The sequence below is a fragment of the Aureimonas sp. AU12 genome (genome assembly GCF_001463705.1).
Taxonomy (GTDB): Bacteria; Pseudomonadota; Alphaproteobacteria; order Rhizobiales; family Rhizobiaceae; genus Aureimonas.
The window spans coordinates 37,023-61,172 of record NZ_BBWH01000028.1; the positions used below are offsets into that span (position 1 = coordinate 37,023).

Genomic DNA, 24,150 nt, shown 5'->3' on the forward strand with positions numbered 1-24,150 from the left:
CGCGAGCGGTCGGACAAAGGGTGCCGTCACGCCTCATCGGAGGCGCCGTCGTCGTGCGCGGAGGCGGTGTCGGGTGCGAAGTTGCGCTCGACCTTGGCGAGCAGCTTGCGCAGCGCCTTGCGGTCCTTGCCCTTGAGGCCGCGCATCGCCTGACGTTCAGTCTCGTGCTGGGCGAGCCGCACCTCCTCGACGAGGGCGCGGCCCTCTGCCGTCAGGTGGACGAAGCTCTGGCGGGCATCGGATGCGGAGGCGCGCTTCTCGACGAAGCCCTGCGCCGCCAGCCGCGCGATGGTCTTGGTGATGGTGGGCGGGCGCACGGCGAGGCGCAGGGCGAGATCGCGCAGCGCCAGACCGTCCTCCTCGCCGAGCATCAGGAGGAGCGCGTCCTGGCCGGGATAGAGCCCCTGCGCCGCCAGCCGTGCCGAAAGAGCGGTGCGCACGACGCGCGAGGAGACCGCCAGCTGGGTCATGACGGCGCGTTTCTCGCTTTTTCGGTCCGCCATCGTCCTCGCCCGTCCGGTTTCCCGGCCACGATGGCGAAGGCGCCGCGTCCTGTCCACCGCGAAGGGCGGCGCGGCGGGCGATGAAGCCCTTTGCCCCCCCCTTGGGCCCACCGGAAACGCCTCCGGGTTTCCACACGGGCGCCGGAGCGATACGACGAAGGCGTCCCGCCTCCCACCGGATGCCGCCCGCCATGCCGATTCGCCGCCGCTTCGAGGACATGACGAGCGCCGAGCTGCGCGATCTCCGCCCCGATCTGCCGAGCGCGGTGGCGATCCTGCCGGTGGCGGCGATCGAGCAGCACGGCGAGCACCTGCCGCTCGGCACCGACGCGATGATCGCCGACGCGATGATCGAGCGGGCCTTGACGCGGCTGCCGCCGGACCTCGTCGCCACCGCCCTGCCGGTGCAGCGGCTCGGCGCCTCCGACGAGCACCTGAGCTTCTCCGGCACGCTGTCGCTGGACTGGCGTACCGGCGTCGAGACGATCCTGCGCATCGGCGAAGGGCTGGCGCGCGCCGGCCTCCGCCGGCTGGTGGTGGTGTCCTCGCATGGCGGCAACACGCAGGTCGTGGAACTGGCCGCGCTCGAACTGCGCCGCCGCCACGCGCTCCTCTGCGCCACCTGCTCCTGGGCGCGCTTCGGCCTGCCGGAGGGGCTGGTGCCGGCGGCGGAGGCCGCCGTCGGCATCCATGGCGGCGCGATCGAGACGGCGCTGATGCTGGCCTTCCGGCCCGATCTCGTGCGTCTCGATCGTATCGGCGACCAGCCTTCGCTGCAGACGCGGCTTGGAGAAACGGCGAGGCACCTGCGCGCCCACGGCCGGCTCGGCTTCGGCTGGCTGGCGGAAGACCTCAACCCCGTCGGCACGGTGGGCGACGCCCGTCTGGCGAGCGCGGAGATGGGCGAGGCGATCGCCGACCATCAAGCGAGGGCATTCGCCGAATTCGTCGCCGACGTCGCCGCCTTCGATCTCGCCGACATCATCGTGCAATTGCCGTGAGGGAGGCCTATATCGAGCGCTCCCGAGTTACGGAGGGACCTTGGATGTCCGATACCGCCCGCACCGCGCCGACCCCGATTCCGGTCACTGTCCTCACCGGCTATCTGGGATCCGGCAAGACGACGCTTCTCAACCGCATCCTCTCCGACAATCACGGCAAGCGCTATGCCGTCATCGTCAACGAGTTCGGCGAGATCGGCATCGACAACGACCTCATCGTCGAGACCGACGAAGAGATCTACGAGATGAACAACGGCTGCGTCTGCTGCACCGTGCGCGGCGATCTCGTGCGCGTCGTCGAGACGCTGACCAAGCGCCCCGGCCGGTTCGACGCGATCATCGTCGAGACCACCGGCCTCGCCGATCCCGTGCCGGTGGCGCAGACCTTCTTCATGGACGAGGACGTGCGGGCCAAGACCAAGCTCGACGCGGTGGTTGCGCTCGTCGACGCCAAGCATCTCGGCCTTCGCCTGAAGGATTCGCGCGAGGCCGAAGACCAGATCGCGTTCGCCGACGTCATCCTCGTCAACAAGACCGACCTCGTGACCCCGGCCGAGCTCGCCGCCGTCGAGGCGACCGTGCGCGCGATCAACCCGCATGCCGTGATCCACCGCACGACACGTGCCGGCGTCGACCTGAAACAGGTTCTCGAACAGGGCGCCTTCGACCTGACGCGCGTCCTCGACCAGGATCCCGAATTCCTCGAAGCCGCCGCGCACGCCCATGACGAGCACGTCTGCGGCCCCGATTGCGATCATGATCACGACCATCATGGTCATGGCCACGAGGCCCATGGACACGAGGGGCACGATCATCACGGCCACGATCACGCGCATCACGATCATGCGCACGACCACGGCCACGCCCACGGCGCGGTGGCGCCGATCCACGACGTGACGGTGACCTCGGTGTCGCTGCGCGGCGGCGAACTGGACCAGAACCGCTTCTTCCCCTGGATCCAGAACCTGACGCAGACCGAGGGGCCGAACATCCTGCGGCTCAAGGGCATCATCGCCTTCAAGGGCGACCCCGACCGCTACGTGATCCAGGGCGTCCACATGATCATCGAGGGCGATCACCAGCGCCCGTGGCGCGAGAACGAGGCGCACGAGAGCCGGCTCGTCTTCATCGGCCGCGAACTCGACGCCAAGCGCCTCGAGACCGAGTTCGCCGCCTGCGCCGCCAAGACCCGCGAGACCACCGACGCCTGATGCCGCAGATCGCTCCCTACAGCTTCGAGGGCCACGTGGAGGCCGCGCTCTTCCTTGGGGAGGAGCCGGTCTTCGCGCTGGCGGACGGGACCATCCGCTTTCCCGCCGGTGGCGAGCGCACGCTGGAGGCCCACGGCGGTGGCATCCTCACGGCGCACCGCGACGCCTTCGCCGGGCAGCTCCTGACGGGCGGCGAGGACGGGCGCGTCGTCGCCACCCGCGCCGACGGTGTGATGAGCGAGATCGGTTCGGCGGGGCGTCGCTGGGTCACCTCGGTCGCCGGCGGGCCGAACGGCGCGGTGGCGTTCGCCGCGGGGCGCGTCGCCTTCGTGCGCGACGCCAAGGGCGCCTGCCGCGAGTTCCCGCACGCGCGCACCGTCGAGGACGTGGCGCTGGCGCCCAAGGGGCTGCGGCTCGCCACCGCGCGCTACGACGGCGCCTCGCTGTTCTTCGCCGGCACGGATGCCGCCCCGCTGGAGCTGGAATGGAAGGGCGCCCATACCGGCGTCTTCTTCTCGCCGGACGGGCGCTTCCTCGTGACGATCATGCAGGAGAACGCGCTGCACGGCTGGCGGCTCGAAGACGGCAAGCATATGCGCATGACCGGCTATCCCGCCAAGGTGAAGAGCTGGTCCTGGTCGGCCAAGGCCAAGTATCTCGCGACCTCCGGCGCGCCCGCCGCGATCCTCTGGCCCTTCTCGGGCCGGGACGGGCCGATGGGCAAGGGGCCGCTCGAACTCGGCACGCGCGGCGACACGATGGTGACGGCCGTCGCCTGTCATCCCACGGACGACCTCGTGGGTATCGGCTATGCCGACGGCATGATCCTCGCGGTGCGCTTCTCCGACCAGCGCGAGGCGCTGCTGCGGCGCGGCGGCGGCTCGCCGGTCTCGACCATGGGCTGGGATGCCAAGGGCCGCTTCCTCGCCTTCGGCAGCGAAGGGGGCGAGGCCGGCGTCGTGGACATCACGGCGGCCTGATCACCGCCTCGCAATGACGTCAGAAGCTCGGCTGCGGCATGTCGTCGAGCTTCACCGACAGGACGGCCTCCTCGTCGATGTCGAGCTGCAGGTCGGCGTCGATCGAGCAGACGAGGCCGGTGGGCTCGTAGGCGACGATCACGCTGCCGCCGAATTCGAGCGCCAGCGACTGTTCGATGAGGCGCGAGCCGAAGCCGCGGGTCATCGGCTTCTCGACGCGTGGCCCGCCGACCTCGCGCCATTCGAAGCACAGACGCTGCGCCCCGTCGCGCTGGGCGACGTGCCAGCCGATGAGGACGCGTCCCTCCTCGTTCGACAGGGCGCCGTATTTCGCGGCGTTCGTCGCCAGTTCGTGGAGCGCCAGCGCCAGCGCCAGGCTCTGCTTGGCCGTCAGTCGGATATCGGGCCCCGACCAGGAGACGCGCGCGCTCTCGCCGCCCTGCAGCGCCATCGACTGCGACACCACGGCGGCGATCGGCGCGCTCGTCCAGCTCGTCTGCGTCAGGATGTCGTGGGCGTGGCTCAGCGCGATGAGCCGGGCCGAGAAGGCGGCGAGGCCGTCCTTGACGTTGGCGGCGCGGCGCAGGGTCTGGTTGGCGAGCGCGTTAACCATGGCGAGCGTGTTCTTCACGCGGTGCTGCAATTCGCGGGTCAGGAGGATCTGGCGCTCCTCGGCCTCTTTCTCCTCCGTCACGTCGCGCACGGCGCCCACGAACCGGACCACCTTGCCGTCGGCGACCACGGTCTGGGCGCTCGCTTGGACGAAGCGCTGCTTGCCGTCGTCGCGCCCGATCGTGCGGTAGACGAGATCGAAGACGCCGGTGCCGCGCACGTCCATGGCGCGGTCGATCTCGGTGAGGACCCGGTCGCGGTCGGCGGGATGGAGCTGGGGCTCGAAACTCGCGGCAAAGCTGACCGGCTCGTCGTCGCCGATGCCGAATGCGTCGCGGCAGCGGCGGTCCCAGACGAGCGTCCCGGCTTCGAAATCCTGATCGAACGAGCCGATCTCGGCGGCCTCGTGCGCCAGCCGAAGGCGCGTCTCGGTCTCCACCAGCGACTGCTCGGTGCGGCGGCGGCGCGAGAAGGCCCAGGCGCGGTTGAGGATCTCGCGCGTGAAGGCGAGGTCTTCCGCGCTCCAGTGCCGCGGCCGGGCGCAGTGAAGGTAGAGGATGACCTGCACCCGGCCGTCCTCGACCACCGACATGTTGAGCATGGCACGCGAGCCGATCCGCGCCCAGGCCTCGGCACCGTCCTGCGTGGCGGGATGGGTGGTGATGTCGTCGACCACGAGCAGGCCGGTGCGCAGGCCCTCGAGGAGCGAGCGCCCGAACTTTCCGATTTCGAGCTGGCCCGAGAGCGGCCGCGTTCCCGGCCGCGACCACTCGCCGACGATCGTGGCGTAACGCTGCGCGGCATCGACCGTGGCATAGCCGACGCGCTCGATGTCGAAGGTCTCGCCGAGAATTTCGAGCGCCCGCAGCGTGTAGTCGGCGGGCTCGCCGAACTCGCGACCCTCGTCGCCGAGCCGGATGAGCGCGGCCTGGCGCTTCTCGCGCTGGCGCTCTCGCGTCACGTCCACCACGGCGCCGGGGAAGCGCACCGCGCGTCCCTGCGGATCGGTGAAGCAGCGCCCGCGCGCATAGAGCCAGTGGACCTCGCCGCTCGCATCCACCGTGCGGTATTCGTGGGCGAAGAGGGCGCCCGTGGCGATCGCCGTCTGGATGGCGTTCTGCAGCCCGGCCGCGTCTTCCGGCAGAACGCCGGCGACATAGGCTTCGAGCGGCAGGCCGAGCGCGGCGCGGTCGGGGTCGATGCCGTAGAAGTGCGCGAAGCGCGCATCGGCGAAGACCTTGTCGCCGCGGATGTCCCAGTCCCAGGTGCCGACGAGCGCGGCGGCGTCGAGCGCGAACTGCAGGCGTTCGCGGCTGGACAGCAAATCGCGGCGCGCCTCCTCGTCGCGCGTGCGGTCGCGCAGGATCTTGAGGAAGCCGATCTGCCGGCCGCCTTCGTCTTCCAGCGGCATCATCGTGCCGCGGGCGAAGAAGCGGCTGCCGTCGGCGCGCAGGTGCCAGCGTTCGTCGGGTGCGCGGCCCGTCTGGCTGGCCTCGCGCAGCTCCTCGCCCGGTCGTCCGGCGAGCCGGTCCTCGGGCGTGAAGATAAGATCGATCGGGCGACCGACCACGTCCTCCACCGTACGTCCGAAGATATCGGCCGCCGTGTCGCTCCAGACGGTGACGTGGCCGCGAAGGTCCATCGCGATGATCGCATAGTCGCGGATGCTCTCGACGATCATCCGGTAGGCCCGGTCGGACACCGGGTTGGGAGTGAAGGGTTCGCGCGCGGCGTCTTCGTGTGCCGGCGAACCGTCAGGACCGGTTGCGATGGCGGCGCCCTGGTCGGGGCGGTCGCGCAGGTCCGCGATCTCGGCGCGCAGGCGAGCGATCTCGGCTCGGGCCATCGCGAGATCGCGTTCCAACTCTTCCCGCATGCGCCAACCCGTGCCGTTCCGACCGTGCAAACGCAACGGTCGAGTTTCACTGCACTGTACCAGAAGCATGTTCGCCGCCGGTCGCATAGGCGAAACTCCGTAGGCGACCGGCGGCAGTTAACGAATCAAACGGCCGCTGCGAACTCCGTCGCCGGCAGCCGGCGACCCGACGCGCGGATGAGGCCGGCGGCGCCTTGGAGCGCACCGCGCTCGAACTCGAGTCCGAGCAGCCGGTGGCGCTCGAACGGCCCGGGCATGACGAGACCGGCGGCGACCCCGGCCGTGAAGCCGAAGCGCCCGTAATAGGGCGCGTCGCCGACGAGCACGATGGCGCGGTGGCCGCGCCACAGGCTTTCGGCGACGGCGCGACGCATCAGCATCGAGCCAATGCCCGATCTCGCCAGATGCGGGGCGACCGCGAGCGGGCCGAGCAGCAGCGCCGAAACGGGCGCGCCGTTCGCATCGCCGGCCTCGACGTTCCACAGGCGCACGGTGCCGACCAGCGTGCCGTCGTCGGTCTCGGCGACGAGCGCGAGGCCTTCGGCGGGCAGGCGGCCGCGCCGGATCGCCTCGGACGACTTGCGGGTGCGCCCGGCGCCCATCGCGGCATCGAGAAGCGCCTCGCGGGCGGCGACGTCGCCGGCGCGCTCAAGGCGCAGCGACACGACGGGAGCGAGGGAGGTCAGGTCGGAAAAGAGGGGGGAGAGCGCAGCCATGGACATCAATCCTCGCGAAGCACACGAGCAAAAATTCATCCGCCGCCGCCGGTCGAGGGGCGCGCACGGGGTCAGCCCTCCGGCGCACGCGCCGTCGCGCGCCCGGAGGCGGATCGGGAGGGAAGGAGAGGCGGGCCAGGGCGCTCGGGTTGTCGAGCGCCCTGGCCGTCAGATCACGTAGGAGCGCAGCGGCTCGAACCCGTTGAACGCCACCGCCGAATAGGTGGTGGTGTAGGCGCCGGTGCCCTCGATCAGAACCTCGTCGCCGATCGTCAGCGTGATCGGCAGCGGATAGGGCTTCTTCTCGTAGAGCACGTCGGCCGAATCGCAGGTCGGGCCGGCGAGCACGCAGGGCTCCATCCGGTCGCCGTCGCGCGTCGTGGTGATCGGGTAGCGGATCGCCTCGTCCATCGTCTCGGCGAGACCGCCGAACTTGCCGATGTCGAGATAGACCCAGCGGTTCTCGTCGCTCGCGGACTTGCGGGAGACCAGCACCACCTCAGCCTTGATCACGCCGGCATCGCCCACCATGCCGCGGCCCGGCTCGATGATCGTCTCCGGCAGGCGGTTGCCGAAATGACGGCGGAGTGCTGCGAAGATCGAGCGGCCATAGGCCTGCGCCGTCGGCACGTCCTTCAGGTAGCGGGTCGGGAAACCGCCGCCCATGTTGACGAGCGTCAGGGTGATGCCCTGCTCGGATAGGTCGGCGAAGACCTTTGCCGCGTCGGCCAGCGCCGCATCCCAGGCCTCGGTGTCGCACTGCTGCGAACCGACATGGAACGAGACGCCGGTCGCCACGAGACCGAGGCGCTGGGCATGGACGAGAACGTCCGTCGCCATCGCGGGCACGCAGCCGAACTTGCGCGACAGCGGCCATTCGGCGCCGGCACCATCGGTCAGCACGCGGCAGAACACGCGAGCGCCGGGAGCGGCACGGGCGATCTTCTCGACCTCCTCGACGCAATCCACCGCGAAGAGCGACACGCCGAGCGCATGGGCGGCGGCGACGTCGCGCTCCTTCTTGATGGTGTTGCCGAAAGAGACGCGGTCGGCCGTGGCACCAGCATCCATCGCCATCTCGATCTCGGCGACCGAGGCGCAGTCGAAGGACGAGCCGAGCGAGGCCAGAAGACGCAGGATCTCCGGCGACGGGTTGGCCTTCACCGCGTAGTAGATCGACGAATCCGGCAGCGCCTTGCGGAAGGCCTGGAAATTGGTTTCGACGACGTCGAGATCGACCACGAGGCAGGGGCCGTTCGGACGGCGGGTGGCGATGAAGTCGAGGATGCGCTGCGTGGCCATGGGAAGCTCCGGTGAACCGAGACGGGTTGACGAGGAGCGCACGCGCCCAGCCTACGAGCAGCCGGTGGAGACCCCGCTCGTACGAAGGACGCGAAACGCGACATGCGTCGGCCCTGAGCGGACAAGAGCCGCACGGAGCCGAGAAAGTCTGCCATGGCTTGGAGGGTGTGAACCCGCCGCACTTCAGGCAAGGAAGGTGTGCCTCTTCAGTATTCCCGGCTATGGAGACCGGGAGAGACCAGAAAGGCCCGCACCGTCGTTGCTTCAAGGCGTCCACGATCTCGCCAGCAGCGAAACCGATCTGGAGGATCACTCCAGTTACCGTCCCGGTTATCCTCGCATTCGAAGGACCGGGGGACGCCCACAGGCACGTGCGACATTGGGCAAGGCGGATATAAGAAAGCCGATTGTCATACACAACAGAAAAATGCGGCCTTGCGGCATTTCCCGGCCCGGCTCTGGACAAGGCCGTGCGATGTCGTCAGACGGCAACACTGGTCAGCCCTACGCAAGGATTTTCTGCCGATGGACACCCTGACGCGCATGCGTGCCTTCCTGTCCGTCGTGGAGAACGAGGGCTTCTCGGCCGCGGCCCGCAAGACCGGCCGCTCGAAGGCGCTTTTGTCCAAATACGTGCGCGAACTGGAGGACGAACTCGGCGTCCTCCTCATCAACCGCACCACCCGTCAGGTGGCTCTGACGGCGGCCGGCGAGATCTACGTCTCGCGCGCCTCCACCATTCTCGGCGATCTCGAGGCGCTGAACGAGGAGGCGCGCGAGGCGACCGGCGAGGCCAAGGGAACGCTGCGCGTCACCGCCGCGCGCACCTTCGGCGATGCCGCGCTCGGCCTGAGCCTTGTCGAGTTCTCCGCCGCCCATCCCGACATCTCGCTCGACCTTCATCTCAACGACGCCTTCGTCAATCTCGTGGACGAGGGGTTCGACGTCGCGATCCGCATGACGCGGCTGACCGATTCGGCGATGATCGCCCGCCGGCTCGGCTCGCTCGACTTCACCATCTGCGCCACCCCCGCCTTTCTTGCCGAGCACGGCACGCCGAAGCACCCGTCCGACATCTCGCGCATGCCGGCGGTGATCGATTCCAACGCCAAGGTCCTCTACAACTGGACCTTCAAGGATCCCGCGACCGGCGACCCGATCCCGGTCAACGTCTCCGGCCGCTTCTCCGCGAACTCTCCCTATACGGTGCGCGCCGCGACGCTGGCCGGTCTCGGCGTGGCGATGACGCCGGACTTCGTGGTGCGCGACGACATCGCCGCCGGGCGCCTCGTCTCGGTGCTGGAGGAGTTCGTACCGCGCGATGCCGGCATCTATGCGGTGTTTCCGCATCGGCGCCATCTTCCGGCGCGCACACGCGTCTTCGTTGACTTCTTGGCAACCTGGTTCCGCAAGAATAGTCCGGGACGCGACTCCGCCGCCGCCTGACGGCGCGAACGTTCGCCCTTTCATCGACGAGGTCGACCATGATCCGCCCGCTGGCCGCTGCGCTCCTCACCCTCTCCATCGGCCTCTGCGGTGCCGCCGAGGCCGCCACGAAGCGCCAGGCGCCGAGCGAGCGCGAGGAGACCGCCTTCATCGGCGACTACGAGCCCGGCACGATCGTGGTGCTGACCGGCGCGCGCCAGCTCTTCCTCGTCACCGGCCACGAGACCGCGCTGCAATACGACATCGCGGTGGGCAAGCCGAGCGAGCAGTGGTTCGGCACGAGCTGGGTCTCGAAGAAGCGCCTCGATCCGGTCTGGGTGCCCACCGCCTCGATGCGCGAGGCCAAGCCGACGCTTCCCGCGTCCGTCGGCCCCGGCCCGAAGAACCCGCTCGGCAAGCGGGCGATGAATCTGGGCTGGGGGACCTATCGCATCCACGGCACGAACTCGCCGAACTCGATCGGCTCGGCCGCGTCCGCGGGCTGCTTCCGCATGCGCAACGAGGATGTGGTGGATCTCTTCGAGCGAGTCCATGTCGGCGCCGAGGTCGTGGTCCTCCAGTAGCCTCTCGCCTTCCTCCGCATTTCCGCCCTTGTTTCGCCCGATGACCCTCAAGGCCCGCCGATCGGCGGACGGCCGGGGCGGGCCGGGAACCATGAGCGGGGATGAAGAGCATGTCGGTTAGAACCGGGGGCGTCGCCGCGCTCGTTGTCCTCGGCGCGCTCGCCGCGTTAGCGCGTACGGCCGAGGCGCATCCGCACGTCTTCGCGGAGTCGCGCATGGAGATCGTCGGCAATGCCGAGGCGCAGCTCGTCTCGGTGCGCAACATCTGGCGCTTCGACGAGCTCTTCTCCTCCAGCGTCGTGGTGGACTTCGACAAGAACGGCAACGGCACGCTCGACCCCGACGAGATCGAGGCGGTGAGCGCCACCGTGCTGCAGTCGATCGCCGAATGGGATTTCTACACCTTCGTCACCGTGGCCGGGCGCGACATCAAGCTCGAACCGCCGAAGCAGATCCGCGGCCTGTTCGACCACGGGCAGCTGACGCTCCTCTTCGAGATGGCGCCCGCCGAGCCGGTGGACCTCAAGAAGCAGCCCGTGACCTTCTCGGCCTATGACGAGAGCTATTTCGTCGCCTTCGATTTTACCGACGAGACCGCCTACCAGCTTCTCGACCTGCCCAAGACCTGCCGCAAGACCTTCACCCAGCCCGATCCCGACGCCGACGCCAGCGACTGGATGAACTCGGTGTCGATGCTGAAGCCGAACCAGGCGCTGCCCTCCGACGGCGTCAACTATTCCCAGCTTCTCGCCACGCGGGTCGACGTGCAATGCGCCCACTGACGGCTCGCGGGGCGCTGGCCGCGCTCGGGTTCGTGTGTCTCCTGGCCGGCGCGGCGCATGCGCAATCGTCCCTGGGCATCGGCAATGCCGAGGTGACGGCGACGCCGGGCGGCCCGTTCGGCGGCGTGTTCGCCGAGATCATGGCGATCCAGCGCGGCTTCTTCACGGATCTGCGCCATGCGCTCGTCGGCATCCGCGACGGGCAGGGCGGTTTCGCCTGGCTCGTCGGGCTCTCCTTCGTCTACGGCGTCTTCCACGCCGCCGGGCCGGGACACGGCAAGGCGGTGATCTCGTCCTACATGCTGGCGAACGAGGTCGAACTGCGTCGCGGCGTCGTCCTCTCCTTCGCCTCGGCGCTGGCGCAGGGCCTCTCGGCCGTCCTCATCGTCGGGGTCGGATGGGTTCTGCTGCGCGGCTCGGCGGTGACGATGACGGATGCCGCCTGGGGGCTCGAACTCGGCTCCTACGCGATGATCGCGCTCGTCGGCGTCGTCCTGCTGCTGCGCAAGGGCCATGCGGCCGCGCGGCGCTGGCGGCGACCGCTGCTGGCGCTCTGGCCGGCGCGCTCGAACGGATCCGTGCCGGGGCTGGCCTTTGCGGGACAGGGCACCTTCACCGATCGCGCCGCGCCGCGCGCCGGCCTGCCGCGGGCCTCAAGCGCTTATGGCGCAGACGTCTGCGACGACCCGGCCGGCGATCTCTGCGACTGCGGGCGCGCCCATATCCTCGACCCACGGCTCATTCGCGGTCAGCGCTTTGGCTTGCGCTCGGGCGCCTCGGCGGTACTCGCCATCGGCCTCCGGCCCTGCTCGGGGGCGATCGTCGTCCTCACCTTCGCGGTGCTCAACGGGCTCTGGCTTGGCGGCGGCCTGTCGGTGCTGGCCATGGCGCTCGGCACCGCCATCACCGTCTCGGCGCTGGCGACCCTGACGGTGGTCGCCAAGGATGCCGCGCTGCGCATCGTCGGCGCGGGGCGAGGGGCGGGCATGCGGGCCGCGCTGGAGATCGTCGGGGCGCTGGCCCTCGTCGTTCTCGGCACGGGTCTCTTCGTGGCGTCGATGCCGGGGCTCTGAGGCCCCGACCTTCGTTTCAGGATCGCGCGTCGCGCCGCTTGCGGCAGGCGGCGGCGAAGGCCTCGAAGATCGCCCGCGACGGCGCATCGGTGCGCGCCCAGTATTCGGGATGCCACTGGACGCCGAGCGTGAAGCCGGGCGCCTCGCGCACCGACACCGCCTCGATCGTGCCATCGGCCGCGCGCGCCTCGACCTCCAGCCCCTCGGCCAGCCGGTCGATCGCCTGCCGGTGCAGCGAGTTCACCTCGATCGCGGCGCAGCCGACGATCGCCTCCAGCCGCCCGCCCGGCTCCAGCGCGACCGGGTGGCGCAGGCCGAAGCGCTCGGCCTGATCGGGATGGGGAACGGCGCGGTGATCCATCCGGCCCTCGCCCTCCTGGATCTCGGTGGCGAGCGAGCCGCCGAGCGCGACGTTCAGTTCCTGATGCCCGCGGCAGATCGCCAGAAGCGGCACCCCGGAGGCGATGGCCTGACGCGCCAAGGCGTCGGTCAGCCGGTCGCGCGCGGGATCGTAGGGCTCGTGTGCGGGGGAGGGCTCGACGCCGTAGCGCGACGGGTGGACGTTCGTCACGGAGCCGGTGAGGAGGACGCCGTCGACCCGCGCCAGCACGGTGGCGAGTTCGTCGGGCGTGACGATGGCGGGCACGATCACGGGAATGGCGCCGGCCACCTCGCGGATGGCGTCCAGATACGTGCCGGGGCTGGCGTGCCAGACGTAGTTCTCGAATTCGCGGACATCGCCGGGAACCGCGATCAGGAGTCCATCGCTCGCCACGGGCCGTTCCTCTCTGCTGGGGTCGCCGGTTCGACGGAGACGCGTTCGGTTCCCCTCCTTTGCAACGCCGCGCTTCGCGCTGGCAAGCCTCGGATCAGCCGGGAGGCCCCATCGAGCCTGCCGGGGGCGGCGCGTTAACCAGTCGTTAACCCTGCGGGCCGATGAATCGATCTCGTAAAGAATTGCTTAAACCTTCGGTCGGGCGCCGGAGCGAACGCGCGGCCGACACGCCCCGCCGCCTCGCCCGACGACGACCGACCGCTTCTTCCAGCGCCGAGACGGCCCCACGGTCGCCGGCGATCCCTTCCGCTCGCCTCGTGAAAGGCTCTTTTCTCATGATGCCTGTCCTCTCCATCGGTTCGCTCAAGACCTCCGGCTCGACCACGCTCGCGCTGACGCTGGCCGGGGTTGCGGCCGCCGCCGACATTCCCGTGGTCCTGATCGATGCGGCGCGTGACAAGGATCTCGTGGACTGGGCCGCCAAGCCCGGCCGCCCGGCCGGCTGCACCGTCGAGATCGCCGACGACGAGATGACGCTGGAGCGCCTCGTTCGCGCCGCCCGCCGCCGCGGCGAACTGGCGGTGATCGACGCCGGCGACAATGCCGACCTCATCCGCGCCGGGGCACGCCTTGCCGACCGCGCGCTGATCCCGGTGCGCTTCTCGCCGCTTTCGGCCTATGCCGCGCTCGCCACAGACCGCCTGCTGCAGGCGGAAGTTGGCCGGGGCCGGCGCGACCGCGACTGGGCGTTCACCGCGAGCGCCGTCACCACCATTCCGAGCCGCATCGCCCGCACCATCGAGACGATGATCGAGCGCTCGGCAACCCCGCGCCTGCAGATCGGGCTGGTGCTGCGCGCCGCCTACGAGGCGCCGTTCCTGCATGGCGGCACGCTGTTCACGCTGGCCGAGGAGATCGCGCCCGGCCTCGACCGCGCCCGCGCCGAGGCCGCGACGCTGGCCTACGAGATCGGCATTCTCGGCCAGGAGACGCACGCCGCCGCGCCCGTGCTACCCGCGCCGGTTCGCGACGCCCCGATCTACGAAGCCGATCTGGCCGACGCCGCCTGATCGCCGTCCCCGGCGCGGCACCGCGCCCGATCGAACCCTCGCCGTGCCGCGCCTCGCTTGGTGGCGCGGCGCGCGCGCCCTATACCGCCTTCCATGACCGAAACCGCCAAGCCGCCCGCCCGGAAACCGCCGCGCCCCGTCTCGCGCGAGTGGATGTTTCGCGCGGCGGCCTACTATCTCGAACGCTACGCCTCGACCACGGCGAACCTTCGCCGCGTCTTGGAGCGCAAGGTCATGCGCCGCTGCCGCGAGCGCGGCGAAGACCCGTCCGTCCACGCCGATCTCATCACCCAGACCGTGGACAGCTTCGTCGAACTGAGGCTCCTCGATGACCGCCAGTTCGCTGAAGGACGGTTGGCGACCCTTCGCCGACGCGGCGCATCGAAGCGGCAGACCGCGATGAAGCTCAGTGAAAAGGGCGTCGACCGCGACACGATCGCCGCCGTGATGGAGGCCGATACCACCGACGAGCCCGCCGCGGCGCGGGCGCTCGCCAAGCGCCGCCGCCTCGGGCCGCACCGGCTGCGCGACCGAGCCGAGCGGCGGGACCGCGACGTCGCCGCCCTGATGCGAGCGGGCTTCTCGTTCCGCGATGCCGCCGCCGCGATCGACGGCACCGGCGAGGCCGAGGACGCGCAGGACTGAGGCGTCCAAGCCGTTGGCCAGCTAGGGATCGGCAGGGAACCATGCCTTTCCCGCGCCCGTTGAGGATGCGAACCCCAACACGAGCGGGACAGGACGGCGAGCGATCGACGATCGTACCGCCACGCCCGCGCCAACAGCATCGGACGACATCACCATGCCGAAGATCACTCAGGCCAAGATCGCCATTCTCGCCACCGACGGCTACGAACAGCTTGAACTGACGCAGCCGCTGGAGAAGCTGAAGGCGGCGGGCGCCACCGTCCACGTCGTCTCGCTCGAAGCCGGCCAGATCAAGGGTTGGGACAAGGACCATTGGGGCGACAACGTCGCTGTGGACAAGACGCTGTCCGAGGTTTCCGTCTCGGACTACGACGCGCTCGTCCTGCCGGGCGGCCAGATCAATCCGGACACGCTGCGCACGGATGACAAGGCCGTCGCCTTCATCCGCGATTTCTACAATTCGAAGAAGACGCTCGCGGCGATCTGCCACGCGCCCTGGCTCCTCATCGAGGCCGGCGTGATCCGGGATCGCGACGTCACCTCGTTCAAGTCCATCAAGACCGACGTAACGAATGCCGGCGGGCGCTGGCACGACCAGGAGGTCGTCACCGACCAGGCGCTCATCACCTCGCGCAATCCCGACGACCTGCCGGCCTTCATCGCCAAGATCATCGAGGAGGTCGAAGAAGGTCGGCACGAGCAGCGTCAGGCCGCCTGATCCCGCACGTGATCGCAGGTTGACGAAACGGGGCGCCGGTGGCGCCCCGTTTCGCGTTTCGCGAGGCCGATTGCTTGCGGGCGGCACTATCGTATATCAGCGAGGGCAGAAGCATTGCGCGAGCGGGGACGGACGGCATGGCCGAAGAGATGGGCTTTGAACTGAACAAGGGCGCGGCGATGGACTATGCCGAGCACAAGCGGACCTATGCCGGCTTCCTCGGCCTCGTGAAGTACGGCAGCATCGGCGTCATCGCGATCCTGCTCGGCATGCTCGTCGGTCTGATCGTCGGCGGCGGCGTCATCCTCAGCGTGCTGACGATGGCGGTCTTCGCCGTGCTCGCGGTGTTCTTCCTGCGCTAGGCCAGCGGGAGGGCGTACCGGGGTGGGAGACCCCGACGCGCTGGATGATCGGACGACGACCGGGGGCGTTTCCCGCGGGAACCGGGAGGAGTATCGACGTATGAGGATCTTCGTGCCCAGGGAGCGCGAGGCGGGTGAACCGCGCGTCGCCGCCTCGCCCGACACGGTGAAGAAGCTGACCGGCCTCGGTGCGGCGGTCACCGTGGAGGCAGGTGCCGGCGAGGGCTCGCGCATTCCCGACGTCGCCTTCGAGGCCGCCGGCGCGGCGATCGGCTCGGCCGAGAATGCGCGTGAGGCCGACGTGATCCTCAAGGTCCGGCGCCCCAACGCGGAAGAACTCGGGCTCTACCGGCGCGGCGCCGTCGTCATCGCCATCATGGACCCCTACGGCCAGGACGAGGCGTTGCGCGCCATGGCCGAGGCCGGCATCACTGCCTTCGCGATGGAGCTGATGCCTCGCATCACGCGCGCGCAGGTCATGGACGTCCTGTCCTCGCAGGCCAATCTTGCCGGCTATCAGGCGGTGATCGACGCCGCCTCGATCTACGACCGCGCCTTCCCGATGATGATGACCGCCGCCGGCACCGTGCCCGCCGCCCGCGTCTTCGTCATGGGAGCGGGCGTCGCGGGCCTGCAGGCGATCGCCACCGCGCGCCGGCTCGGCGCCGTGGTGACCGCCACCGACGTCCGGCCCGCCGCCAAGGAACAGGTGGAATCGCTCGGCGCCAAGTTCGTCGCGGTCGAGGACGACGAGTTCAAGGCCGCCGAGACCGCGGCCGGCTACGCCAAGCCGATGTCGGCGGCCTATCAGGCCAAGCAGGCCGAACTCACCGCCGCCCATATCGCCAAGCAGGACATCGTCATCACCACCGCGCTGATCCCCGGTCGCCCGGCGCCGCGCCTCGTCTCGCGCGACGTGGTGGAGACGATGAAGCCCGGCTCGGTGGTGATCGACCTTGCGGTGGAGCGCGGCGGCAATGTCGAGGGCGCGGTGCCCGGCGAGGTCACTGACATCGGCGGCGCGCGGGTCGTCGGCTATCTCAACGTGCCCGGCCGTATCGCCGCCACTGCCTCGCTGCTCTACGCCAAGAACCTGTCGGCCTTCCTCGAGACGATGATCGACAAGGAGACGAAGAGCCTGCGGATCGATCTCGCCGACGAGCTGCAGAAGGCCACCGCGTTGACCCATGACGGGCGGGTCGTCCATCCCGCCTTCGCGCCGGCGCCGGCCACCGACGCCGCCCAGCCCGCCGGCGAGAACGGCGCATCCGAGGGAGGGACCGCCTGATGGCCGACGAGATGCAGACCTACACGCGCCAGATGCTCGACAATGCCGAGGCCGCGATCCAGGCGGCACGCGCCGGCGTCGACGGCATGGCGGCGCACCCGGTGGTGGCGACCGCGGTCGAGCACGCGGGCACCAATCCCTTCGTCTTCCACCTCGCGATCTTCGTGCTGGCGATCTTCGTCGGCTACTACGTCGTCTGGTCGGTGACGCCCGCGCTGCACACGCCGCTGATGGCGGTCACCAACGCGATCTCATCGGTCATCATCGTCGGCGCGCTTCTCGCCGTCGGGCTCGCGGCGTCCGGGGCGGCGACCGTCTTCGGCTTCGTCGGTCTGGTGCTCGCCTCCGTCAACATCTTCGGCGGCTTCCTCGTCACCCACCGCATGCTCGCCATGTACAAGAAGAAGGATCGCTAGACGCCATGTCCGTCGAATTCGCGTCCTTCCTCTATCTCGTCTCCGGCGTCCTGTTCATCCTGGCGCTGCGCGGCCTGTCGCATCCGACCACCAGCCGGCAGGGCAACATCTACGGCATGGTCGGCATGGGCCTGTCGATCCTGACCACCCTGTTCCTCGCCGGGCCGTCCTTCGGCGGGCTCGTTCTCATCGTCTTAGGCCTTGGGATCGGCGGCGGGGCGGGTGCGGTGATCGCGCGGCGCATTCCGATGACGGCGATGCCCCAGCTCGTCGCCGCCTTCCACTCGCTCGTGGGCCTGGCCGCCGTCATGGTGGCGGCCGCCGCGCTCTACGCCCCGGAATCGATCGGCATTGGCACGGTCGGGGCGATCCACACCCAGGCGCTCGTCGAGATGTCGATCGGCGTCGCCATCGGCGCCATCACCTTCACCGGCTCGGTCATCGCCTTCCTCAAGCTCGACGGGCGGATGAGCGGCAAGCCGATCATGCTGCCCTCGCGCCACCTGATCAACATCGCGCTGGCGATCCTCCTCGTGGTGCTCGTCGTCGCCTTCGCCTCCAGCGAGAGCCATGTCCTGTTCTGGCTGGTGGTGCTCGTGGCGCTGGTGCTCGGCGTCCTCCTCATCGTGCCGATCGGCGGCGCCGACATGCCGGTGGTGGTGTCGATGCTCAACTCCTATTCGGGTTGGGCGGCGGCGGGCATCGGCTTCACGCTGCAGAATCTGGCGCTCATCATCACCGGCGCGCTGGTCGGCTCGTCCGGCGCGATCCTCTCCTACATCATGTGCAAGGGCATGAACCGCAGCTTCGTCTCCGTCATCCTCGGCGGCTTCGGCGGCGATACGGGGGGAGCGGCGGCGCAGGATCTCGGCGACCGCACGGTGAAGCAGGGCTCGGCCGAAGACGCCGCCTACCTGATGAAGAACGCCTCGCGCGTCATCATCGTGCCCGGCTACGGCATGGCGGTGGCGCAGGCGCAACATGCGCTGCGCGAGATGGCGGACACGCTGAAGCGCGAGGGCGTCGAGGTGAAATACGCGATCCACCCGGTGGCGGGCCGCATGCCCGGCCATATGAACGTGCTGCTGGCGGAGGCCAACGTGCCCTATGACGAGGTGTTCGAACTGGAGGACATCAACTCGGAGTTCGCGCAGACCGACGTCGCGTTCGTCATCGGCGCCAACGACGTTACCAATCCGGCGGCGCGCGACGACAAGACCTCGCCGATCTACGGCATGCCGATCCTCAACGTCGATCAGGCCCAGACCTGCCTCTTCATCAAGCGGTCACTCGGCTCCGGCTATGCCGGCATCGACAACACCTTGTTCTACAAAGACAACACGATGATGCTGTTTGCCGACGCCAAGAAGATGGTCGAGGACATCGTCAAGGCGCTGGCGCACTAGAGCCGGCGGACCACCGACACGGTAAAAGGCCCGCGAGCGATCGCGGGCCTTTCTCGTTCTCCAATGGTCTGCGTTACGGCTTGTAGACGACCGGCGTCGCGTCGGCGTCCTGCAGCGTCAGACGCGCGACGCCGACGGTGGCGTTGACGCCTTCCTGGATCTGCAGGCTGGTCGGCTGCAGGGTGAAGCCGCGGTCGGGACCGCCGAGCAGGGTCTTTCCGCCGCCGCCGATGGCGAAGGACGCGTCGATGCTCGTACCGTAGTAGGTGCCGGCCAGCGACATCGGCTCGCCCGCCTCGAAGCTGGCGGCCAGCACAGACCACGTCATCAGCGTGCGGCCGGTGATGCCGAGATCGACGCCGTAGGTGTCGAGCGTGCCGACATAGGTTTCGGTGCCGTGGAACTTGCCGAAGGGGATGTAGCGGCAAAGCACCGTCTCGCTGGACGAGACGATCTGGTTGATCGTGCCCTGGCTCTTGCAGGACAGCGTGCCGACCTTGGCGCCGGCATGAGCGGGAAGCGCCGTGGCCGCGAGGGAGGCGAAGGCGACGGCGGCGAGAAGGGTCTTCATGGCATTCACTCGATTTCTTAACGAGGGGAACTGCCGCGTTAACCCTTTGAGATGCCGAGCGGTTTCATCTGAGCGCAATTTCTCGCGATCACGAAACGTATCGTGCGAGATATAGTGCGACGATCGATGGCGTTCGGCACGGCCTTGGATCCTGCCGAACGCCCGCGTGGGTTGTCAGGCGCCGGGCGCCGAGCCGCGCGTGCGCGAGACGCCGTCTTTGGCCGGCTGGTAGCTCGGATCGAGCTGTGCGGCATGGGCGAAGGAGCGGTAGGCCTTGGCCTTGTCGCCGCGCGCCTCGAGGACGAGACCCTGATTGGCCCAGAACTCGGCACGCTTGCCGTCGAGCTGGATCGCCCGGTTGATGTCGTCGGAGGCATCCTCGACATTGTTGAGTGCGAGGTAGGAGATCGAGCGGCCCGAATAGGGTTCGGGCGCGTTAGCATCCATCGAGATCGCCGTCGAGAAATCCTCGATCGCCTGCCGGTGCTGGCCGTCGAGCTGATAGAGCAAGCCGCGATTATGATAGGCGCGCGGATCGGTGGTGTTGAGATCGATGGCGCGCTGGAAGTCGCCGAGGGCCTCGCGGTTGCGGCCGGCAAGGCGGTAGATGTTGCCGCGCCCGATATAGGCCGAATCGTAATTCGCGTTGATCTTCAAGGCGGCGTTGTAGTCGGCGACTGCCTCGGGGTTCTTGTTCGTCTGGCGCAGCACCAGAGCCCGGTTGGCATAAGCCTGATAGAAATTGGGGTCGAGCTGGATCGCGGTCGAGAAGTCCTGGATGGCGCGATCGTTCTCGCCCGAACGCCCGTAGGCGATGCCGCGCACGTTGTAGGCTTCGGGATTGCGCGGATCGGCATTCACCGCAGCCGTCAGCGAGGACAGGTTCTCGGCCGACCCTTGCGCCTGATCGAGATTGATCGACTGCAGCGTCGGGCCGCTCTGGCACGAGGCGAGGAGGAGCGCAGCCGCCAGGGCCGCGCCGGTGCGCAGTCCGTCCGCTCCGTTGGGGCGGCGCATCGTCGAGCGGACCGGGGATGACACTGTCACGCGAATTTCCTTATGAGGCGGATCGTTCGGGGGGGCGGCAGGCCCCCCATAAGCTGCTGATAACGGCCGAACAATGATCATGAACCTGTCGAACTTGCGTGAAACCGGATCGCGGCGCCTCTCCGTCGTGTTTGCCACATCGCCGTGGTGCGCGGGCCACGGCTCGTCATCGTGACGGGGGCACCGCAGGGCCTCGGCCTCTTCGCGCAGGACGCCTTCCAGTGTCGAGGATTGGAGGACGGGCGCGCTCACGCCTTCGGTTTCTCCGGAAGGCTGATCTCCGCTATTCCGGCGGACGGCCTATCAGGCAGGGGGTTTTCTGTCGGTATTCTCTCATCCGCCGGATCCTCAGTCTTCGCCGAGGTGGGGCGGCGGATACCGCCGAGGATGTGGCGGATGGCGTGAATGGCGAGAATGGCGTCGGGCTGGGCGAGATCGCTGCCGCGCGCCGTGGTTTTCGGTGGGGTGAGCGCAGCGGTGCGGGTCTCGCTGAAGATGTCGACGGGATGCTGTCGAAGGGCCGCCAGATCCCTTCGGCAGGCCGCGAGGCCGTCCGCATAGTCGGGATCGGCGGTAGCGGGCGCCTTTTCCTGAAGCGCGCCGGCCAGCTGATGCGCCCAGTAGGCGAGCACCGTGAAGCGCAGCAGCGCCCGGCGCGCGATGCGGCGGCGCGACAGGGCCAGCCAGCCGCTGTCGAGCGGGCGGATCGCCGCCGCGATCTCGCCGTGCCGCCGGTCGAGCGCCCGCGTCACCGCCATCACGCGCCAGCTCGAAGCCTCGCCGCGACCGAACTCGCCCGCCGCCGCCAGAAGCCGGTCGAGCTCGGCGAGGAACCCCTCGACCGCCTTTCCGCTCGCCGCATCCGTTCGCTGCGGAAACACCAGGAATGCGACGCCGACGCCTGCCGCCGCACCGATCAGCGTCTCTTCCAGCCGCACCACCAGCAGCCCCGGCGAGAAGTTGCCCAGCAGCCCGTAGAGAAGCGACAGCGCCACCGTCATGAAGAAGGTCATGCCGGCATAGGAGACCTGAAGGACGTAGAAGCCGAGAAAGACGCAGGCGCCGATCATCGCCAGCGACAGCGCGAACGCATCGTGGAACAGCGTCGCCATGCCGATGCCCGCAACGATGCCGAGGCCGGTGCCAAGCGCCCGGTTGACGCCCCGCAGCGCCGTGTCGCCCCGCGACTGGCTGTTCGTGAAGACGAGAAAGGCGGTCAGCACGGCCCAGAACCAGCGCTGTTCGGAGACGAGGAGACCGCCCGCCATGGCGATGGCGCAGGCGAGCACGACCTGCGCCGCCAAGCGAAAGGCGGGGTCGCGCCACAGCTTCGGCGCGGTCTCCTCACCGGCGGCGGCGGCCGCAGAGGGCGGCGCCGTGCGGTCGAGCGCTTCGTCGGTGAGGGCGGCGGCCGCCTTGCGCGCGTCGAGCCGCAGGCGCGCCAGCCGATCGAGCGCGGCCTTCAGCCGATCGAGCGCGGTCTCGTCCTCGGGCGCGGCGCCGATGCTGGCGGCGAGCGCCGTCTCGGTGGCGAGATGCAGGTCGAAGAGGCGGATGGAGAGCGTTGCGGCCGCGTCACGCGGGCCGGTGGCGCCGCCCCCGTCGGCCGGCAGGAACCCTTCGGCGACCGCCAGCGCGTCCTTCACCCGCTGCACCGCCGCCACCGCGCCGTCGCGCGCTTCCGGCGTCCAGCCCTCGCGCCCGGCGCGGCGGATCGCCGACACGACGGCGGCGATCCGCTTGTCGACGGCGCTCAAGGTCCGGCGGACGTCGCCGGACGGGCGATCGGGCACGAGCCGGTCGCGCACGAAGTCGGCGATCACGGCCGAGAGCGCGAGCGCGAAGGCGATGGCGCCGAGATCGCTCGGGACGGGGCGGAAATAGGCCCCGATGAAACAGGCCATGAAGGAGAACATGCCGACCGCATTCCAGCGGGCGCCCCATTTGCGGGCATAGACGGCGAGGAACGCGACGAGGAGAAAGATCGCGTCGACCACCGGCGGATGCGCCGCGAGCGGACTGAGGGCTGCCAGCACGAGGAAGCCGGCCGCGGCCGCCATCGCGCGGGTGACGATCCGGTGGCGATGCGTGGCGTCGCGGATCGCGATCGCGCCCTGTAGCGCCAGCGTGAGCGCCACGGCATAGGCCGCGGCCGGCAGCGGCGCGACGCGGTGGGAGGCGGCGAGCGCCGAGGCCACGAGAACGAGCGTCAACGTCACCCGGCTTCCCATGCGAAGGCGCGTCAGGCCGGGATCGCCGGCGACGACGGCGTCGCGCACCCGGCGCGCGGCGGTCTCGACGAAGGAGGGCAGGGCTGGTGGCATGGCGGCGGGCGGACCGGTGCGGAGCGGGAGCGTTCACTAGGGACACTCGGGCGCCCGGTGCAAGACCCGGAGGCCGGTCGAAGCGTCCAGTGCCTCACGAAGCAACTTAGCAAGAATGACTGACGAAACGGCGACGGAAGCTTGCGTTCGATAGGACGCATAAAAAAACGTCAGTAGCGCTCTGGATAAGTCTTGGATGCGGCCATTTATCACAAAGGAGACCGGCGCTCGCGGGAGTGGTCGGCCAAATTCGTCGGCGGCGTCTGTCGCCCGGCACATGAGATGAGTTGGAGTTGGATATGGTTGACATCGTGGATCGGGGCCCGGCCGTCGGCGGCGGTCTTCGTCGGATCTCTTGGGGCGCGATCATCGCGGGAACGATCCTGACGCTCGTCGTCCAGATCATGCTGGCCCTGCTGGGCCTCGGCATCGGCCTGGCGACGATCGATCCGTCGGCCAGCGAGACGCCCTCGCTCTCGACCTTCACTTCGGCCGGCGGCATCTGGACCGTGCTGACGGTGCTGATCGCCACCTTCGTCGGCGGCTACGTGGCGGCACGCCTCGCAGGCAGCCTGTCGAAGCGTGACGGCGCTTTGCACGGCATCATCGTCTGGGCCACCTCGACCCTCGTCGTCATCTATCTCCTGACGAGCGGTGTCTCGGCCATGGTCAGCGGCGCCTTCGGTGCGCTCGGTTCGACCGTGCAGACGCTCGGCTCGGCCGCGTCCTCCGTGGTGCCCGGCTCGTTGAACGCGCTCAACGTGCTGCCGCCCGAACTCCAGGCTCGCGCTCGCCAGCTTCTGGAGCGCGGCCAGGATCAGGCTGCACAGGCCGCCGATCAGGTCCAGGACCAGGCCCAGCAGACCGCCAACACCGTCCAGCAGGCCGCCGGCACGCAGGATCTCGGCGATGCCGTCTCCAAGGTGTTCCAGGGCCTCGGCCAGAACGCCACGCCGGACCAGCGCCAGGCTGCCGTGCAGGTCATCTCGACCGAGGCCGGCATCAGCCAGCAGGAAGCCGAACAGCGCCTGACGCAGTTCCAGGGCCAGTACGACCAGGCCGTCGAGCAGGCCAAGCAGACTGCGGCGCAGGCTGCCGACACCGCTTCGACAACCGCCTTCGTCGCCTTCGTCGGCCTGCTGCTCGGCCTCATCGTCGGTGCCCTCGGCGGCATCGTCGGCAAGCCGGCTCGCACCGTCGGTTACTACCGCGATTGATCCCGACAGAACGTCGGACGATAGGGAAAGGCGGGCGCAAGCCCGCCTTTTTCTTTGGTGGGGTCGGGATCGACCGGCGTGGCGACGGGACAAGGCGAGAGATGCGGTCCGTATCGAATGATCCCGTCCAGCGTTTGGTGCGCAGAAGAGGAAGCGCCTCAGCGCGATTGCGCCCTGACGTCGGCAGTCCCCGCTGCGGCGTAGGATCTTCGGAAGGGGAGAGAGGGGTAGGTGGTTCGCCTGCGA

Annotated in this window: 23 protein-coding genes; 15 read left to right on the top strand and 8 right to left on the bottom strand. The window is 69.2% G+C overall.

The window, feature by feature from the left end; genetic code table 11:
- Positions 1-26: 26 nt before the first annotated feature.
- Positions 27-470: a MarR family winged helix-turn-helix transcriptional regulator gene (locus AUL33_RS11490; RefSeq protein ID WP_244492144.1), complete on the bottom strand. Its 444-nt coding sequence runs from the start codon at positions 468-470 to the stop codon at positions 27-29.
- A 224-nt stretch (positions 471-694) separates the two neighbouring features.
- Between AUL33_RS11490 and AUL33_RS11495 the strand changes: the two genes are divergently transcribed.
- From AUL33_RS11495 to AUL33_RS11505, 3 genes are read left to right on the top strand one after another with little or no spacing between them, the layout of a single operon-like run.
- The gene (locus AUL33_RS11495; RefSeq protein WP_062208250.1) at positions 695-1,504 is read left to right on the top strand and encodes a creatininase family protein; all 810 of its coding nucleotides are present in this window, start codon (positions 695-697) and stop codon (positions 1,502-1,504) included.
- A 44-nt stretch (positions 1,505-1,548) separates the two neighbouring features.
- A complete protein-coding gene (locus AUL33_RS11500; protein WP_062207734.1) occupies positions 1,549-2,715 on the top strand; it encodes a GTP-binding protein in 1,167 nt (388 codons plus the stop codon).
- On the top strand, positions 2,715-3,695 hold the full coding sequence (locus tag AUL33_RS11505; RefSeq protein WP_062207737.1) for a WD40 repeat domain-containing protein: 981 nt from the start codon (positions 2,715-2,717) through the stop codon (positions 3,693-3,695). Before AUL33_RS11500 ends, AUL33_RS11505 begins: the two co-directional genes overlap by 1 nt.
- Positions 3,696-3,714: 19 nt before the next feature.
- Here the strand turns inward: AUL33_RS11505 and AUL33_RS11510 are convergent, their stop codons facing one another.
- From AUL33_RS11510 to odc2, 3 genes are all read right to left on the bottom strand, one after another.
- A complete protein-coding gene (locus AUL33_RS11510) occupies positions 3,715-6,183 on the bottom strand; it encodes a PAS domain-containing protein (protein WP_062207740.1) in 2,469 nt (822 codons plus the stop codon).
- 125 nt (positions 6,184-6,308) lie between these two features.
- Complete coding sequence (locus tag AUL33_RS11515; RefSeq protein ID WP_062207742.1) at positions 6,309-6,899, bottom strand: GNAT family N-acetyltransferase; 591 nt, start codon at positions 6,897-6,899, stop codon at positions 6,309-6,311.
- Positions 6,900-7,067: 168 nt separating this feature from the next.
- Positions 7,068-8,201 carry an ornithine/lysine decarboxylase gene (gene odc2, locus AUL33_RS11520; protein ID WP_062207745.1) on the bottom strand — a complete coding sequence of 378 codons (1,134 nt, stop codon included), beginning with the start codon at positions 8,199-8,201 and terminating at the stop codon, positions 7,068-7,070.
- A gap of 525 nt (positions 8,202-8,726) precedes the next feature.
- Here odc2 and AUL33_RS11525 point away from each other — a divergent pair.
- The 4 genes from AUL33_RS11525 to AUL33_RS11540 all read left to right on the top strand — a co-directional run bounded on the left by AUL33_RS11525 (position 8,727) and on the right by AUL33_RS11540 (position 12,065).
- Complete coding sequence (locus tag AUL33_RS11525) at positions 8,727-9,647, top strand: LysR family transcriptional regulator (RefSeq protein WP_062207749.1); 921 nt, start codon at positions 8,727-8,729, stop codon at positions 9,645-9,647.
- A gap of 38 nt (positions 9,648-9,685) precedes the next feature.
- On the top strand, positions 9,686-10,210 hold the full coding sequence (locus AUL33_RS11530; protein WP_062207751.1) for a L,D-transpeptidase: 525 nt from the start codon (positions 9,686-9,688) through the stop codon (positions 10,208-10,210).
- A 110-nt stretch (positions 10,211-10,320) separates the two neighbouring features.
- Complete coding sequence (locus tag AUL33_RS11535; protein ID WP_062208254.1) at positions 10,321-10,992, top strand: DUF1007 family protein; 672 nt, start codon at positions 10,321-10,323, stop codon at positions 10,990-10,992.
- Positions 10,980-12,065 (top strand): nickel/cobalt transporter, encoded by a 1,086-nt coding sequence (locus AUL33_RS11540; RefSeq protein ID WP_062207754.1) that lies wholly within the window; start codon positions 10,980-10,982, stop codon positions 12,063-12,065. The genes AUL33_RS11535 and AUL33_RS11540 overlap by 13 nt, the downstream gene beginning before the upstream one ends.
- A gap of 16 nt (positions 12,066-12,081) precedes the next feature.
- Here AUL33_RS11540 and AUL33_RS11545 read toward each other — a convergent pair whose 3' ends face one another.
- A complete protein-coding gene (locus AUL33_RS11545) occupies positions 12,082-12,840 on the bottom strand; it encodes a gamma-glutamyl-gamma-aminobutyrate hydrolase family protein (RefSeq protein ID WP_062207757.1) in 759 nt (252 codons plus the stop codon).
- A gap of 335 nt (positions 12,841-13,175) precedes the next feature.
- Between AUL33_RS11545 and AUL33_RS11550 the strand changes: the two genes are divergently transcribed.
- From AUL33_RS11550 to AUL33_RS11580, 7 genes are all read left to right on the top strand, one after another.
- Positions 13,176-13,910: a hypothetical protein gene (locus tag AUL33_RS11550; RefSeq protein ID WP_062207760.1), complete on the top strand. Its 735-nt coding sequence runs from the start codon at positions 13,176-13,178 to the stop codon at positions 13,908-13,910.
- 93 nt (positions 13,911-14,003) lie between these two features.
- Positions 14,004-14,555, top strand: a complete 552-nt coding sequence (locus AUL33_RS11555; RefSeq protein WP_062207763.1) for a regulatory protein RecX — start codon at positions 14,004-14,006, stop codon at positions 14,553-14,555.
- Between the two features lie 154 nt (positions 14,556-14,709).
- The gene (locus tag AUL33_RS11560) at positions 14,710-15,273 is read left to right on the top strand and encodes a type 1 glutamine amidotransferase domain-containing protein (protein WP_062207766.1); all 564 of its coding nucleotides are present in this window, start codon (positions 14,710-14,712) and stop codon (positions 15,271-15,273) included.
- A gap of 137 nt (positions 15,274-15,410) precedes the next feature.
- Positions 15,411-15,635 (top strand): aa3-type cytochrome c oxidase subunit IV, encoded by a 225-nt coding sequence (locus tag AUL33_RS11565; protein WP_062207769.1) that lies wholly within the window; start codon positions 15,411-15,413, stop codon positions 15,633-15,635.
- Positions 15,636-15,735: 100 nt separating this feature from the next.
- Positions 15,736-16,923 carry a Re/Si-specific NAD(P)(+) transhydrogenase subunit alpha gene (locus AUL33_RS11570; protein WP_062207772.1) on the top strand — a complete coding sequence of 396 codons (1,188 nt, stop codon included), beginning with the start codon at positions 15,736-15,738 and terminating at the stop codon, positions 16,921-16,923.
- Positions 16,923-17,339: a proton-translocating transhydrogenase family protein gene (locus AUL33_RS11575; RefSeq protein ID WP_062207776.1), complete on the top strand. Its 417-nt coding sequence runs from the start codon at positions 16,923-16,925 to the stop codon at positions 17,337-17,339. Before AUL33_RS11570 ends, AUL33_RS11575 begins: the two co-directional genes overlap by 1 nt.
- A 5-nt stretch (positions 17,340-17,344) precedes the next feature.
- Positions 17,345-18,745 (top strand): NAD(P)(+) transhydrogenase (Re/Si-specific) subunit beta, encoded by a 1,401-nt coding sequence (locus AUL33_RS11580; protein WP_062207779.1) that lies wholly within the window; start codon positions 17,345-17,347, stop codon positions 18,743-18,745.
- Positions 18,746-18,818: 73 nt separating this feature from the next.
- Here the strand turns inward: AUL33_RS11580 and AUL33_RS11585 are convergent, their stop codons facing one another.
- The 3 genes from AUL33_RS11585 to AUL33_RS11595 all read right to left on the bottom strand — a co-directional run bounded on the left by AUL33_RS11585 (position 18,819) and on the right by AUL33_RS11595 (position 22,687).
- Positions 18,819-19,316, bottom strand: coding sequence for a DUF992 domain-containing protein (locus tag AUL33_RS11585; RefSeq protein ID WP_062207782.1), 498 nt, complete (start codon positions 19,314-19,316; stop codon positions 18,819-18,821).
- Positions 19,317-19,490: 174 nt separating this feature from the next.
- Positions 19,491-20,333, bottom strand: a complete 843-nt coding sequence (locus AUL33_RS11590; protein WP_062208256.1) for a tetratricopeptide repeat protein — start codon at positions 20,331-20,333, stop codon at positions 19,491-19,493.
- 278 nt (positions 20,334-20,611) lie between these two features.
- The gene (locus AUL33_RS11595; RefSeq protein ID WP_062207785.1) at positions 20,612-22,687 is read right to left on the bottom strand and encodes an FUSC family protein; all 2,076 of its coding nucleotides are present in this window, start codon (positions 22,685-22,687) and stop codon (positions 20,612-20,614) included.
- Positions 22,688-22,986: 299 nt separating this feature from the next.
- On the opposite strand from AUL33_RS11595, the gene AUL33_RS11600 reads away from it, so the two are divergent.
- Positions 22,987-23,904, top strand: a complete 918-nt coding sequence (locus tag AUL33_RS11600) for a hypothetical protein (RefSeq protein ID WP_062207788.1) — start codon at positions 22,987-22,989, stop codon at positions 23,902-23,904.
- The last annotated feature ends 246 nt before the right edge of the window (positions 23,905-24,150 follow it).